The organism is Shewanella sp. S1-58-MNA-CIBAN-0166 (assembly GCF_040310085.1).
Classification (GTDB): Bacteria; Pseudomonadota; Gammaproteobacteria; order Enterobacterales; family Shewanellaceae; genus Shewanella.
This window is the reverse complement of record NZ_JBEOPN010000001.1, coordinates 160,929-176,174: the sequence shown is the minus strand read 5'-3', so window position 1 is coordinate 176,174 and position 15,246 is coordinate 160,929. Positions and strand designations below refer to the sequence as shown.

Here is a 15,246-nt window from a genome sequence, read left to right as displayed (position 1 = left end):
TCAGTTAAATGAGCCGACAATTCTTATATGAGTACCTCTTCTGAATATGACTTTTGGGTCAAATTAGCTAGCCGCGCGTCGGTAGCTACTGCGCTGTGTCTTATTGTGATTAAGTTAATCGCTTGGTTGTACTCTGGCTCGGCCAGTATGTTGGGCTCATTAACGGATTCATTTGCAGATGCACTTGCTTCGATTGTTAACTTTATTGCTATTCGGTATGCCATTGTTCCCGCGGATAAAGATCATCGTTATGGCCATGGCAAAGCTGAACCATTAGCAACGTTAGCCCAAGCGGCCTTTATTTTAGGTTCGGCGTCGTTATTATTATTGTATGGCGGCGAAAAGCTTATTCATCCAGTGGCAGTCACCAATGCGATGAGCGGCATCGTGGTGTCGATTATTGCCATTGTGCTGACATTTGCACTCGTTTTACTGCAACGACATGCGTTGAAAAAAACCAATAGCTCTTTGGTTGAAGCCGATTCATTGCATTATAAGTCTGACTTGTTATTGAATGCAGCGGTGTTGTTTGCGCTAATATTAGCGCAATATGGCTGGTGGTGGGCCGATGGTTTGTTTGCGGTGTTTATTGCATTGTTTATTGGTAATCAAGCACTCGGTTTAGGTTATCGTTCAATTCAGAGCTTACTTGACCGTGAGTTAGACAACGAGACTCGTGACAAGATTAAAGCCTTGGCCAAACAAGACCCTCGGGTTCAAGGTATTCACGATTTACGTACTCGCCAAGCAGGTAAAACCACATTTATTCAATTGCACATGGAATTAGCCGGTAACTTGTCTTTGCATGATGCTCATGAAATAGCAGATAAAGCGGGTATGACGATTAAAGCGGCGTTTGATGATGCTGAAGTGATTATTCACCAAGACCCGGTGTGATAGAGATGAATGGGGATGACAAATGCCAGCTCAGCAATACGTGCGATTAAGCTGACACAGGTTAGATATAGAGATTAAAATCCCAGAGCGTTAAATTGCGCCAAAGCCTGCTTTACTATGTCTGTAATACTGGCGTTAATATCGACAGTCACCACTAATGGCTCATTAGTGGGTTCTTCTAATGTGGCAAACTGGCTGTCGACCATGTTTTGTTTCATAAAGTGACCTTTTCTGGCCATTATGCGTGCCAAAATCAATTCATAGCTACCCTGCAAATATAAAAAACCGACCTGTTGATTACCTTGCCGAATTAGATCCCGATAGGATTTTTTTAGTGCAGAACAACCAATAATCACGGTTTTATTTTGGTTGTTAAATTCTAAAGCTAGATCACCAATACGCGATAACCAAGGTGCTCTATCAGCATCATTTAGAGGTTCTCCTCGGGCCATTTTATCTATGTTGGCCTGGGGGTGAAGATCGTCACCGTCTACAAAAGTGGCATTCATAATTTTTGCTAACAGTTCACCTACGCTGCTTTTACCACATGCGCACACACCCATTACAATAATGCATTTTCCTGTCATTCTCTTACCATTCCTTAATATAAGCTTATATAATTAAAGGCTTATTTTTTCGTAACTCAGTTTATAACTTGAGTTTACTGATCTCATTAAGGTTTGTGAATTCGAATGAGCACTCTCATTAATCACTTTGGAATATAGTATGGACACAATGGTACAAATCGCAGACCCGACCTACTTGTTGATGATAGCTGCACTCGCCATTATCGCGTGATTGATCTTGATTATTAAAATGAAATTGCATGCTTTTGTATCGTTAACATTAGTCTGCGTGGCCACTGCACTGGCAAGTGGCATTAGCAGTGATCAAGTAGTGCCGACTATGATGGCGGGTTTTGGTGGCACCTTGGCTTCAGTTGCCTTATTAGTCGGCCTTGGCGCTATGATAGGTAAGATTTTAGAGGTCACTGGCGGTGCTAAAGTGCTTGCCGATACCTTGATTAGCCGCTTTAGTGAAGATAAAGCGCCGCTAGCGTTAGGTATCGCTTCGCTGTTGTTTGGTTTTCCAATATTTTTTGATGCTGGCTTAATGGTAATGATGCCTATTATTTTTAGCGTGGCTAAACGCTTTGGCGACTCACCACTTAAGTATGCTTTACCGTCTGCGGGTGCATTTGCGGTGATGCATGCTTTTGTACCGCCACACCCTGGACCGGTAGCGGCTGCAGACTTACTTGGCGCCAACATTGGTTTATTGCTATTTGTTGGCATGATGGTGGCAATCCCTACATGGTATATCGGCGCTTACTTATTTGGTTTATATGCAGGCAAAAAATTTGATATTCCCGTATCGAAAGTTTTCTTCAGCACCGCACCTATTATCGATGTCGACAAGATCCCCAAGTTTGCTACAGTGATGTCGATTCTGGTGTTACCTGTGATACTCATTTTTATGGATACGGGGTTAAATACCTTAGCGGTAGCAGGAGTTATTGATGGTAAGTTGCCATTAGTTCAATTACTGCGAATGCTGGGTAAGACGCCCATCGCATTGCTGATTACCTTATTAGTGTGTTTGGTGGTCTTTGCTAAAGACTACGGCATGCAACCGCTTGAAAAACTGTGTGGCGATTCATTAGGGCCAATTTGTGCGGTGATATTAGTCACGGGTGCTGGTGGCATGTTTGGTGGTGTGTTACGTGCCAGTGGTATAGGACAAGCGTTAGCGGATGCATTATCCGATACCGGTATGCCGTTAATTGTGGCCGCATTTGTTATTGCCACCTGTTTGCGGGTGGCGCAAGGTTCTGCAACTGTGGCATTAACCACTACAGCTGCATTAATTGCGCCCATGGTTGCGGCAACGGCTGGATTAAGCGCTGCTGATTTATGTTTTATTGTGATTGCCATTGCTGGTGGTTCAACGGTGTTATCGCACTTTAATGATTCCGGTTTTTGGCTGGTAGGGCGTTTGATGGAAATGGACGAGAAAACCACGTTAAAAACATGGACAGTGATGGAAACTTTACTCGGCACCATAGCTTTTATCATTGTTGGTATCTTGAGCATACTGTTCTAAATATCAATCGGTTATCATTAACAGTGACGAATTGACGTTTTAATACTAACAAAGCCGCAATAGCGGCTTTTGTTAGCCAGAATATTGGCTTAATTTAGTGTATTTATGATTCTAGGTTATGCAAACACTAGCTGGCTAGTGATTTGTGATCGGGCTTGTTCTAACGCTGAATCTGCACGCAAAATAAGGCGGTCGATAGTGTCGTCAGCTTGCCAGTTAGATAACCCGACACAGGCACTAAAGCGAATGTGCTTACCGCTTTCTGGTTCGATTAGCTCCGTATGTTCGATACTATGACGAATACTCTCGGCTATTTTTAGTGCCATATTTTTGCTGCTAGCTTGAATGATGGCAATAAATTCATCACCGCTCCAACGGGCGATTAAGTCAGTTTCAGCAAGCTTACTTTGGCAATGCTGAGCAAAGTGAATTAACGCTTTATCACCCATATCATGGCCAAACAAATGGTTAATTTGCTTTAAGTCATCTATACCCATTAAGACACAATAAAGGTGTTCATGCACAAGGGTGCTATGGGTCATTAATTGCTGACTAAAATGGATTAACCCTCGTCGATTAAGGGCTTTTGTGAGGTAATCAACATAGATTTGTTTATCGAGTTTGTCTTTTAATAAATAAGATTCGGTGACATCGATCATGGTAACTTGAATAGCGGGTTGCTGCTCCCAACTGATTACCGTCTCAATTAATTTCACCCATATGATACGACCGCTAAGGTGTAGGCATTTGATTTCAACAGGATGAGGTTTAACTTTATTCGCGAGTAACGCAGCGTTAGCGTCTAGGCGCTGTTCTTGATAGCTTGGTTCAATCACATCCAAAATTGAGGCGAGTGACATAATACTTTGGGTATTAGGGTAACCGAATAGTTGTGCTAATGTCTGATTGCAATACAGCGGGCTAAAGTTGCGATGTACTAATACGCCTTGTACAGATCCATTGACTAATTGCTGATAGCGACTTTCACTTTGTACTAAAGCTTGTTTAAGTGTTGTAGATTCAGTTAAATCCACAATCGTGATTTGTAGGGCTGATCGTCCTTGCCATTCAACTATGTGTTCAATAGCTAATATATTGAGTTTCAAACCTAAACGGTTACGGTTAATGTAGCTGCGTACCTGAGGTTTTTCTATACCACTCATTAATGCGTAGTAAGTGTGTGTGGCTACATCCTGTAGTTCGGGATCGATTAACTCTAGAACACTCTTTAGCGCTAAAATATCTTGAGCTGTATTATAACCGAAGATTTTTGCATAATTATCATCGGCATAAAGTGGTATAAAATCTTGATGAATAACTACACCATAATGAGCATCAAAATCCAAAATCGTTCCTTGTTTGAATGTTATATTTTAATGTAGCATTTTTACTCGATAAATATTCTAGCGCTTTTGGTTATTTGTACCCTGATGTGATGTGTAAACTGGGCAATATGAGATCATCTTCGCACTTACCGTTGTTAAGATCATAGCATTTTCATAAAAGTGTCATTGCCATAATGTTATTACATCATTATGGCTCCCCTGCGTCGTTTCGTTTTTAGTCCATGGACAGTTCTTTTAATTTACGCGTTAGGGTATTACGACCCCAACCTAGACGTTTAGCGGCTTCTTGTTTATGGCCTTGAGTATGTCTTAGTGCTGTTTCAAGTAAAATACGTTCAAATTCAGGTTGCACTTCAGTGAGTAAATCACTTTCACCTGCAGCCAGCTTTTCATCAATCCAATCAGTTAATGCGGTTTGCCAGTCATTTGCTCCAGCTTGTTTCTGCTGGATTGCTACTGGGTCTTTAAGCAATTCTGGTGGTAAATCTTGCGGTAAAATTTCTTGTCCGGACGCCATTACGGTTAACCAACGACAAGTATTCTCAAGTTGACGAACATTACCCGGCCAAGGAAGGTTAGCCAATTTTACCGCGGTTTCTTTAGTGAGTATTTTGGGTTCAACGCCAATCTCTTTCGCTGCGGTGCTTAAAAAGTGATTGGCGAGTTGGGCAATGTCTTCACGGCGCTGCGATAACGGCGGTAAGTGTACTCTGATCACATTGAGGCGATGAAACAAATCTTCGCGGAAGGTGCCTTTTTGCACCTGCACCTCAAGATTTTGATGCGTCGCAGCAATAATACGTACATCAACTTGCACTGCTTGATGACCGCCGACACGATAGAACTGGCCGTCGGCAAGGACTCGTAATAATCGCGTTTGCACATCGATTGGCATGTCACCGATTTCATCTAAAAATAGCGTGCCACCATTGGCTTGTTCAAAACGACCTTGGCGCACGTTGGCGGCACCAGTAAAGGCGCCTTTTTCATGGCCAAAGAGTTCAGATTCAATCAAATCTTTTGGGATGGCAGCCATATTTAATGCAATAAAGGGTTTGTCCTTACGCGGGCTGTGTTTGTGCAATGCACCAGCGACTAATTCTTTACCAGTACCAGATTGGCCATTGATGAGCACACTGATAGATGAGCGAGATAATCGGCCTATGGCACGAAACACTTCTTGCATTGCCGGGGCTTCACCAATAATTTCAGGGGTTTTTATGGTGGTATCAATAACGGGTTGTGGTGCTTGCTCTGTTGCATGTGTGAGTGCGCGTTCAACTAAATTAATGGCTTCATCAATATCAAATGGTTTTGGTAGGTATTCAAATGCACCTGCTTGATATGCGCTCACGGCACTGTCTAAGTCTGAGTGGGCGGTCATGATGATCACTGGAATATGCGGATAATGCAGTTGTAAGCGATCAAGCAAGGTTAAGCCATCAGTACCTGGCATGCGGATGTCTGAAACGATGACTTGAGGTTGTGATGCTTCTAAAGCTTGCCACAAGGATTCTGCAGCAGCAAAGCTAGCCGTTGACAGTGATGCGCCTTTAAGGGCTTTTTCGAGTACCCAACGGATCGAACTATCATCATCGAGGATCCAAACTTGTTCACTAATGTTCATGTTACTACCTCATTCTGCCTACAAAGGGCATGCTAGTTATTGTAATGGCAGGTTAATAATAAATTCGGTATGCCCTGGTGCCGAAACACAATCAATGCGACCGCCGTGTAATCGGGCAATGTTATGCGCAATGGATAATCCTAACCCTGAACCCTCGTCACGTCCGGTGACCATAGGGTAGAAGAGGGTATCCATTAACTCAGCAGGAATACCGGGGCCGTTATCAATAATGGATAAGGCGAGTACCACTTTATAGCGCTGTGTTCCAATGGTGACTTGATGTTGAGTGCGAGTGCGAATGACAATGTCGCCACCACAATGTTCTAACGCTTGTATCGCATTTTGCACAATATTCAATACGGCTTGCTGCATTTGATCTGGATCCATCTGAATATCTGGAATCGATGGATCATAATCTCGTTTTAAGCAGATATTGTCTGGCAGTGCCATTTCGACTAACTTAAGCACTTTTTGAATCACTTGATGGATATTGTGTTCAGCATGTTGCGTTGGTCGTTGTGGGCCAAGTAAACGGTCGACTAAATTACGTAATCTATCTGCTTGTTCGATAATCAGACTGGTAAATTCTTTTAATTCGGGCGAGTCGAGCTCTCGCGATAACAACTGCGCAGCGCCTCTAAGGCCGCCCAGTGGGTTTTTAATTTCATGGGCTAAGTTACGTACCAAAAACTGTGCAGCTTGTTGTTGGGCGTCCATATTAAGCTGCTGATGAATGCGACGTTGTTGGTCTACTTGACGTAATTCTAAAATGCTGAGGTTATTGTCATTTTCAATTGGCATCAAGGTGATATCAATGGTGTGATGTTGGCCGTCTAGGGTAATTAATGCGGCGGTATTGACCGTGAGTCCTTGGCCGGCATTAATGGCATCGCGTAGTAATTGTGGCTCAACCCCCATCAGTTGATAAAGCTCAGGAAGCGTTTGCTCGAGTAGCTTATGGTTACCTACTCCCAATAATTGTGCGGCCGCGGCATTAGCATAGCTCGGCTTGAGCTCGTTATTAATAACAAGCACTGCGGTGACTAAGTGATTGAGAAGGTTATTTGTGTCCATTAGCCGTCCTAGTATAGGGTTGCACCATTATAATGCACCACTTTGGTGCATATCACAACCCGGAACACACAAGCACTTTGTAAGATAAATAGTCACGAAAAATTTCATAAGCTAATGAATGAACTGATTTTTATCTTAATCATTTAGACTTTTTTGCAGGTCCAAATACAGATGCTTGGTGAAGGAATATCTTTCTAGGAGAGCTTGATGCAAGGACTTTGCCGCTTTGTGTTACAGCGTTAACAACCAACGAGTGTTGACCTCTATTAATGCCGGTTAATTGGAATGTATTCGATACTTGAGCAGGACCAGTGATAATGCCATCGACTGCTAATGTCATCAGTACACCACGAGGTAGTTGAGGATTGACGCTCACCGACACGCTAAATGCGCCGTTATTGTCACGCACAGTAGCTTCTTCTTGGGGAGAGGTAATCGAAATCGTGTAGTTAATTGATGCTTCTGTTGTTGGGATGACATTGATTTTTGTTGGGGTGTCAATCGTCATGTTGTTTTGGGTGTTTTCATTTAATTCAACAGCTTCGGCATTATTTTTTTGTTCATCTGAGTAATGAACTTTGCCATTTTCATCTACCCAACGGTATACGGTAGCAACACTTTGGGCGCTCAATAATAGCAAACTAATAAGTATGATAAGGCGCATGATGTACTCCATAAAACGACAGTTTTAATAGAGTAGACGTTTTTATAAAAAAAATCAGCTTAAACTGTTTAGTTAAGCTGAATCGAAGCGGCAATATTAAACCGCTATTGTTTATTTAGGTGCAACAACACTAGATGTATTGGCAGCAGTATTCTGAAATTTGATCTGTTCGGATACTGAAGCTCACATTTGGTGCAAGCTCAAACTGGCTTGCTTCAGCATATGCAACCCACTCAGTTTTACCCGGTAATAACACGTCAAATTTGCCAGAAATAACCTGCATTATTTCACCTTGAGCCGTTGAAAACTCATATTCACCAGGCAATACCACACCAAAAGTTTGTTTACTACCATCAGCTAATACTACGCTTCTGCTTATCACTTTACCGTTAAAATACACATTGGCTTTTTTAGCGACGCTTACCTGTTGCAACATACTCATATATTTTCCCTAAAAATGATCTTGGTTTGAATCTATCTGCGTTTACGTAAAATATCTAGTTAAATGTTTTCATGTTGTATCACGAGAGTCGCTTCGCTGCTAGAGACAGCTTCAGAAACGATAACAAGCGATAACAAGCGAACGCTGCGTGCAGTCTAGCACCTAGGCTCTTGGCTTGTCATCGCTCGTCAGCGCTTGTCATCTCAGGGATAGAGAAAGCTTCGCTGCTAAGCAGTTGACTTTATAGCCTCTAGCCGCGGAGCGTACTAGCAGCGCAGCGTCCTAGGCCTTTCGCTTTTAGCCTGTATAGACTAGACAACAAAAAGCCCAGATGCATGCATCTGGGCTTTTTAGGTCTCAATGAGTGGCAGACGTTGCCACTCATTGATGGTAATTAACTGCGGTTATTACGCTTACGCTCATTCTCAGTTAAGAATCTCTTACGAACACGGATGTTCTTAGGAGTTACTTCAACTAATTCATCATCATCGATGAATTCAAGAGCTTGCTCAAGAGTCAATGTGATAGGCGTAGTCAATACTTGTGCTTCATCAGTACCTGATGCGCGCATGTTAGTTAGCTGCTTACCTTTCAAACAGTTTACTGTCAAATCGTTAGAGCGAGCATGAATACCCACTACTTGACCTTCATACACTTCAGCAGCGTGACCAATAAACATACGACCACGGTCTTGCAAAGCAAATAGAGCGAATGTTAGTGCTTTACCTGTTGCGTTTGAAATCAATACGCCGTTAGCGCGTTGACCAATATCGCCACCTTTGTGTGGACCGTAGTGATCAAATGAATGATAAATTAGACCAGTACCAGATGTTGCTGTTAAGAATTCGGTTTGGAAACCAATTAAGCCACGGCTTGGGATAACGAAGTCGATACGTACACGACCTTTACCATCAAGCTGCATGTCTTTCATTTCGCCTTTACGAACACCTAATTTTTCAATTACGGTACCTTGATGATCTTCTTCAACGTCAACTGTTACAGTTTCGTATGGTTCATGTAGCTCACCATCGATTGTTTTTAGAATAACTTCTGGACGAGATACGGCTAATTCATAACCTTCACGACGCATGTTTTCAATTAAAATCGATAAGTGTAATTCACCACGACCTGAAACGCGGAAACGGTCTGGACTTTCTGTTTCTTCAACGCGAAGTGCTACGTTGTGAACTAATTCAGTCTGTAAACGTTCAAGAATGTTACGTGAAGTAACATACTTACCTTCTTTACCCGCGAACGGAGAAGTGTTTACTTGGAATGTCATCGTTAGTGTTGGTTCATCAACAGTTAACGGTGGCATTGCTTCTACTGCATTCACTGCACAGATAGTATCAGAGATTTTAAGCTCGCCTAAACCTGTAATAGCAACGATGTCACCAGCATTTGCAATTGGCACTTCAGTACGGTCAAGACCCATGTAACCTAATACCTGGCCCATTTTACCGTTACGTGTCTTACCGTCAGCGCCAATAATGGTCACTTGTTGGTTAGTCTTAACGCTACCACGGGTAATACGGCCAATACCGATAACACCCACGTATGAGTTATAATCGATTTGAGAAATTTGCATTTGGAATGGAGCTTCTGCATCAGCATCTGGGAAAGCTACTTTCTCAACGATAGTTTGGAATAGCGGCGTCATATCATCGCTTGCTACATCTGGATCTAACGTTGCAAAACCATTTAATGCCGAAGCATAAACGATTGGGAAATCTAGTTGTTCGTCAGTGGCACCTAAGTTAACGAATAAATCGAATACTTGGTCAATAACCCAATCTGGACGAGCACTTGGACGGTCAATTTTGTTGATAACAACAATTGGCTTAAGGCCTTGAGCGAATGCTTTCTTGGTTACAAAGCGAGTTTGTGGCATTGGGCCATCAACTGCATCAACCAACAATAATACTGAGTCAACCATAGATAGAACGCGTTCAACTTCACCACCGAAATCGGCGTGGCCAGGAGTATCTACGATATTAATACGGTAGTCGTTCCACTGGATGGCAGTGTTCTTTGCCAGAATGGTGATCCCACGTTCTTTTTCAAGATCGTTAGAATCCATAACCCGCTCAGTAGCTTCTCCACGAGATGCAAGGGTTCCTGACTGCGCCAACATTTTGTCAACCAAGGTTGTTTTGCCATGGTCAACGTGGGCAATAATGGCGATGTTACGTAAATTCTCTAGCACGGATAAACCTCTAAACCAGCAAATAAAAAAAAAGGATCTAACAGTAGTTATAGATTATAGCTACTGTAAAAAAGCGTGCCATTCTACTTCACAGCAGCTTTTGTAGATAGGATTATTTTTGAACACTTGTAAATCTATCGCTTGCTATGGATTAATAAACAGCATAAAACGTATATATATGAAGCATAACCATGGTGTAAGACAAAACTGTGACATTGGCTAAAACAGCAACATTAACATGACGCACCATTATGGACTTTTGCACCATGATGAAACATAGTGATGCACGAGGTTGGTGCAAGGTTATGATTTAGAAGATTTGGAAACTTTCTCATCTTCATAAAATCAATTAGTTAGCGATCTGGCATGAATATCGCTTTATTGCTGATAATTATGAAAAGATTCGTTTTCCAGGTGCATCATCTGGCGAATAGCAAGATTATTTAAGGGACAACCCTTTACCCTACCGGAGGCTTGAGAATGTCAGTTGAATCAGTTTTAAAACAACTTGTAGAGTTAGAAGTTAAGTTTGTAGACTTACGCTTTACCGACACTAAAGGTAAAGAGCAGCACGTTTCTATTCCTTCTCATCAAGTAAATGAAGATTTCTTTGAAGACGGTAAAATGTTTGATGGCTCTTCAATTACAGGTTGGAAAGGCATTAATGAATCTGACATGGTGCTAATGCCAGATCCAACCACTTTCGTATTAGACCCTTTCACAGAAGAAACAACAGCGCTTATTCGTTGTGATATTTTAGAACCTGGTACTATGACAGGTTATGATCGTGACCCACGTTCAATTGCTAAAAAAGCTGAAGCTTACCTAATTTCTACTGGTATTGCTGACACAGTATTGATTGGTCCAGAGCCAGAGTTCTTCTTATTTGACGATGTCCGTTTTGGTACCGACATGTCAGGTTGTTTTGTTAAGATTGACGCAAAAGAAGCATCATGGAACTCAGCTAAGAGCTATGAAGAAGGTAACACGGGTCACCGTCCAATGGTGAAAGGTGGTTATTTTCCAGTTGCACCAGTTGATTCTTCACAAGATTTACGTTCGGCAATGTGTTTAGTACTTGAAGAAATGGGTCAAGTAGTTGAAGCGCATCACCACGAAGTAGCAACTGCAGGTCAAAACGAAATCGCAACACGTTTCAATACGTTGACTAAGAAAGCTGATGAAATTCAAATTCTAAAATACGTTGTTCATAACATGGCGCATGCTTATGGTAAGACAGCGACATTTATGCCAAAACCAATCGTTGGTGACAACGGTAGTGGCATGCACGTGCATCAGTCTTTAGCTAAAGACGGCGTAAACTTATTCGCAGGTGATAAGTATGCTGGTTTGAGTGATTTAGCGCTTTATTACATTGGCGGCATTATTAAGCATGCTCGTGCATTGAATGCGTTCACTAACCCAAGCACTAACTCTTACAAGCGTTTAGTGCCACATTTTGAAGCGCCTGTAATGCTTGCATATTCTGCACGTAACCGCAGTGCTTCAATTCGTATTCCAGTGGTACCAAGCCCTAAAGGCCGTCGTATCGAAGCGCGTTTCCCTGATCCACATGCAAACCCATACTTAGGTTTCTCAGCATTACTTATGGCTGGTCTTGATGGTATTCAAAACAAGATCCACCCAGGTGAAGCAATGGATAAAGATTTATATGACTTACCTCCTGAAGAAGCTGCTGAAATTCCACAGGTTGCAACGTCATTAGAAAACGCACTTGAACATTTACAAGCTGACCATGAGTTCTTGACTAAAGGCGGCGTATTCAGCGAAGACTTTATCCAGTCTTATATCCAACTTAAAACGGCTGAAGCAGAACGTGTTGCACGTACTACTCACCCACTTGAGTTTGAGATGTACTACAGCTTGTAATTCTTGAATACAATTGCTTAAACAAGCAAACCAATAAAAAACCCGATAATTGATTATCGGGTTTTTTTTTGCTCAAAAGAGGTGAGAATGATAGTTTTCAGCAAATGTCAGAAGAGGTGATAAACAGCCGTGAAGAGTTATCTCAACGAGTCAGAGATCGCACTGCAGATTTAGTTATTGCCAAAACTAAAGCGTTACATTTAGCCAATCATGATGTGGTGATTGGACTCGCTAATCGGTTGTCGAACAGGCAGGCAACTGAGCGTTTACGGGATAAAAAACAGCCGTTCTCAATCCTTTTTATCGATCTCGATGGATTCAAAGTCATTAATGATACTTACGGGCACGGCATTGGCGATGCTTTGTTAGTCAAAATTGGTCAACAAGTAAGTAAGCATTTGTTTCCGAGTGAAATTCTTGCGCGTTATGGTGGTGACGAGTTTGTATTACTTTTACCGAATGATATCGACAGTGACGCTGTTATGGCCACTGCCAACAGTGTTCTTAAACTGATCAAACAACCTTTTCAAATAGGCTCACATTCTTTAATCATTAGTGCATGTATTGGCGCTGCCATTTATAATGGTGTTGATAGCGATACAGATAGCTTAATCCATCGTGCTGATGTTGCGATGTATCAGGCTAAACATGCCGGCAAAAGTCAGGTGATACTGGCTGATTAATATTTTAGAATAGAGATTAATGTTATTTTTTATTTGGCTGCAGGATGTCTAAATTGATACATACATGCTCATTTAATCATGGTTGTTTTTCGTGGCGTAAGCCGCAAGGGTTTAGCTTAATAGAACTTGTGGTAGTGATTATTATTTTAGGCATTCTTGCTGTCGTGGTTGCTCCGAAATTTATCGATTTAAAAAGTAATGCTTACGCGAGCAGTATGCAGGGTGTTGCAGCAGCAATTAACAGCGGTAAAACTTTGGTCTATTCAGCTTGCGTGATAAGCGCCAGTTGCGATGAAACGGCCCCTGGAGCCAGTAATGGTTTGGGCAATAGTATTACAGTACAAGGCCAATCAGTGACTCTAGCTTACGGATATCCGCGTCATACCTCAGCAGGTATCATCAGGATGATTAACATTGCCGACAACGGTAGCGGTGGTGAATTTAACATCACAACATACGATGTTAATAATCGAAGCGGGTTACGTATTCGTCCTAATGCGGATTATGCTGCGAATAAATGTGAAATTAGATACTCTCAGCCACAAGTTGCAGGAGAGTCACCTTTAGTTGTCGTCGATATTGACGAGTGTTAAGTGCTCTTGTTATTCGCGAGTATCACCTCAAATTACCCTCTTTAGACAAATGCCATGTTAACTTTATGGCATTTATTGTTTTGTGGCTCCCATTTGCTTGAAATATTTGTGATTAACGTAAATTTGTAGAGGATTTCACTCAGGAATATGATATTTATACCGTTAATCACTCACTAAAAAGCGATTTGTTCAATGGATAAGAAAGACCTCAAGCTATTAGAAATTTTACAACGTCAGGGCCGGATGGCTGTTTCTGAATTAGCCGATAAGGTTAATATGTCGGATACTCCTTGTTTACGACGAGTCAAAAAGCTTGAACAAGATAAAGTGATTTTAGGCTATGGTGCCCAAGTTGACCCTTTTAAAGTGGGTCTTAATGTTGTGGTTTATACATCGATACGCTTAACGGAACATACTGATCAATCGACAGCGTTATTTGAGTCAACCATGGCACAATTACCTCAAGTGATGGAATGCGCCGTGGTAACTGGATCTTATGATTATATGCTCAAAATAGTCGCCAAAGATTTGGTTTCTTATGAGCAATTTATCAAAAAATCGCTCGGCAACCTCAAGTTTGTCGCCAGCATTGAAACTACAGTAGTTTTGAAGCAAATATTTAGCCGTACGGCATTGCCAGTGGACCAGTCACCGATCGAATAAGCACAAATACGCAAATAGGCACATATAAATACCCAAAAGCAGCACCTAGGCCGTCATAGACTATGACAGCATAGGTTACCGCTAAGGGCGTTAAGTTGGTAGGTTAGGTAAGGTTTAACCTTGTTCCATTGAGGTAATAAACTTGTTCGATTCGGCAATCGATTTGTTCATTTCTTTAATCAGGCTAGAGATATCAGTCTGTAAATTGGCAAACTCACCTTTAATTGCACCAATAGCCTGCGCATTTAGGTTATGTTTTAAATACAGCATATTATCTTTCATCGCAGTTAGAATGGGTGGCATTTTTGCTTCTGCACGACGCATGCTTCTCACTAGCGTTTTATATGAACGCTTGGTTTCATTGAGCTTGCTGGTGCTGTTACGACGTAAACTGGCTTTACTGATTTCTTCGATTTCAGTTTGCCATTCGTCAAATAATGCATCCGCGACATCTTCGACTTTCTCGATACGATGACTCACTTCATCTGCTGCAGATTGAGCTGACTCATATTCATCTTTCGCTTTATTATAAGCATCTTCTAAATCGCCACCATCAAATGCCAAAAGCGCCTGCATTTCTTCCAATGCAGAGCTAAATTGCTCTTGTGCTTCTTCCTGCGACTCTTTAGCCTCTTGAACTCTATCGACCATAATGTCGCGTTTGTGGTAGCCGACTTTTTCCATTGCACCGTAATAGGCGCTTTGACAACCGCTCAACAGTAAACTGCTACTTAATAGTGCCAGTGATATCCATTTTTTCATCAATGTGTCTCTTTTATTGTGTGAGGCGAAAAGTGTCCTCGTTGAGGTTAACTACCTTATGAGTTAACTGCCTGATTTAAACTTTGCTGCGTCGATGATGCTCCATAAATGGAATAAACCACCGATAATGGCTGGGATGACCAACACAAAAAAGAAATAGCAAACAGCAGTAATGCAGAAGAATAACAAAGCCGCTAATATACGCCCTTGTAAAAGCTGACCTAGGCCTGGGAAAAATAAGCTCGCGACAGCTGCGAGTATATTACCCGCCGAACCTTGTTGTGACATCAATTTGC

At 41.8% G+C, this 15,246-nt stretch carries 15 protein-coding genes; 6 read left to right on the top strand and 9 right to left on the bottom strand.

Annotated features, from left to right (window positions below; all coding sequences use genetic code 11):
• The first annotated feature begins 27 nt into the window (after positions 1-27).
• A complete protein-coding gene (gene fieF, locus AAEY99_RS00800) occupies positions 28-897 on the top strand; it encodes a cation efflux pump FieF (RefSeq protein WP_101084934.1) in 870 nt (289 codons plus the stop codon).
• A gap of 74 nt (positions 898-971) precedes the next feature.
• On the opposite strand, the gene AAEY99_RS00795 is transcribed toward fieF, so the two are convergent.
• Entirely contained in the window at positions 972-1,484 is a 513-nt protein-coding gene (locus AAEY99_RS00795) for a gluconokinase (RefSeq protein WP_351008575.1), read from the bottom strand.
• 211 nt (positions 1,485-1,695) lie between these two features.
• Here AAEY99_RS00795 and AAEY99_RS00790 point away from each other — a divergent pair, with 211 nt between their 5' ends.
• Positions 1,696-3,000 (top strand): GntP family permease, encoded by a 1,305-nt coding sequence (locus tag AAEY99_RS00790; protein ID WP_351008573.1) that lies wholly within the window; start codon positions 1,696-1,698, stop codon positions 2,998-3,000.
• A gap of 116 nt (positions 3,001-3,116) precedes the next feature.
• Here AAEY99_RS00790 and AAEY99_RS00785 read toward each other — a convergent pair whose 3' ends face one another.
• The 6 genes from AAEY99_RS00785 to typA all read right to left on the bottom strand — a co-directional run bounded on the left by AAEY99_RS00785 (position 3,117) and on the right by typA (position 10,359).
• On the bottom strand, positions 3,117-4,346 hold the full coding sequence (locus tag AAEY99_RS00785) for a sensor domain-containing diguanylate cyclase (protein ID WP_351008570.1): 1,230 nt from the start codon (positions 4,344-4,346) through the stop codon (positions 3,117-3,119).
• A gap of 214 nt (positions 4,347-4,560) precedes the next feature.
• Entirely contained in the window at positions 4,561-5,973 is a 1,413-nt protein-coding gene (gene glnG, locus AAEY99_RS00780; protein WP_351008567.1) for a nitrogen regulation protein NR(I), read from the bottom strand.
• Between the two features lie 36 nt (positions 5,974-6,009).
• Positions 6,010-7,047, bottom strand: coding sequence for a nitrogen regulation protein NR(II) (gene glnL / locus AAEY99_RS00775; RefSeq protein ID WP_101084938.1), 1,038 nt, complete (start codon positions 7,045-7,047; stop codon positions 6,010-6,012).
• 139 nt (positions 7,048-7,186) lie between these two features.
• Complete coding sequence (locus AAEY99_RS00770; protein ID WP_351008565.1) at positions 7,187-7,711, bottom strand: DUF4124 domain-containing protein; 525 nt, start codon at positions 7,709-7,711, stop codon at positions 7,187-7,189.
• A 130-nt stretch (positions 7,712-7,841) separates the two neighbouring features.
• Entirely contained in the window at positions 7,842-8,153 is a 312-nt protein-coding gene (gene ppnP / locus AAEY99_RS00765) for a pyrimidine/purine nucleoside phosphorylase (protein ID WP_011635813.1), read from the bottom strand.
• A 394-nt stretch (positions 8,154-8,547) separates the two neighbouring features.
• Positions 8,548-10,359, bottom strand: a complete 1,812-nt coding sequence (typA, locus tag AAEY99_RS00760; protein WP_101084940.1) for a translational GTPase TypA — start codon at positions 10,357-10,359, stop codon at positions 8,548-8,550.
• A 480-nt stretch (positions 10,360-10,839) separates the two neighbouring features.
• On the opposite strand from typA, the gene glnA reads away from it, so the two are divergent.
• The 4 genes from glnA to AAEY99_RS00740 all read left to right on the top strand — a co-directional run bounded on the left by glnA (position 10,840) and on the right by AAEY99_RS00740 (position 14,188).
• Positions 10,840-12,249 (top strand): glutamate--ammonia ligase, encoded by a 1,410-nt coding sequence (glnA, locus tag AAEY99_RS00755; protein ID WP_101084941.1) that lies wholly within the window; start codon positions 10,840-10,842, stop codon positions 12,247-12,249.
• A 68-nt stretch (positions 12,250-12,317) separates the two neighbouring features.
• On the top strand, positions 12,318-12,932 hold the full coding sequence (locus AAEY99_RS00750) for a diguanylate cyclase domain-containing protein (RefSeq protein WP_351008562.1): 615 nt from the start codon (positions 12,318-12,320) through the stop codon (positions 12,930-12,932).
• Between the two features lie 44 nt (positions 12,933-12,976).
• Positions 12,977-13,525: a type II secretion system protein gene (locus tag AAEY99_RS00745; RefSeq protein WP_162022113.1), complete on the top strand. Its 549-nt coding sequence runs from the start codon at positions 12,977-12,979 to the stop codon at positions 13,523-13,525.
• 192 nt (positions 13,526-13,717) lie between these two features.
• Entirely contained in the window at positions 13,718-14,188 is a 471-nt protein-coding gene (locus AAEY99_RS00740; protein WP_101084943.1) for an Lrp/AsnC family transcriptional regulator, read from the top strand.
• Positions 14,189-14,302: 114 nt separating this feature from the next.
• On the opposite strand, the gene AAEY99_RS00735 is transcribed toward AAEY99_RS00740, so the two are convergent.
• Together AAEY99_RS00735 and AAEY99_RS00730 are read right to left on the bottom strand one after the other, a co-directional pair.
• Positions 14,303-14,950 carry a DUF2959 domain-containing protein gene (locus AAEY99_RS00735; RefSeq protein ID WP_351008559.1) on the bottom strand — a complete coding sequence of 216 codons (648 nt, stop codon included), beginning with the start codon at positions 14,948-14,950 and terminating at the stop codon, positions 14,303-14,305.
• A 63-nt stretch (positions 14,951-15,013) separates the two neighbouring features.
• Positions 15,014-15,238 carry a hypothetical protein gene (locus AAEY99_RS00730; RefSeq protein WP_101084944.1) on the bottom strand — a complete coding sequence of 75 codons (225 nt, stop codon included), beginning with the start codon at positions 15,236-15,238 and terminating at the stop codon, positions 15,014-15,016.
• Between the last annotated feature and the right edge of the window lie 8 nt (positions 15,239-15,246).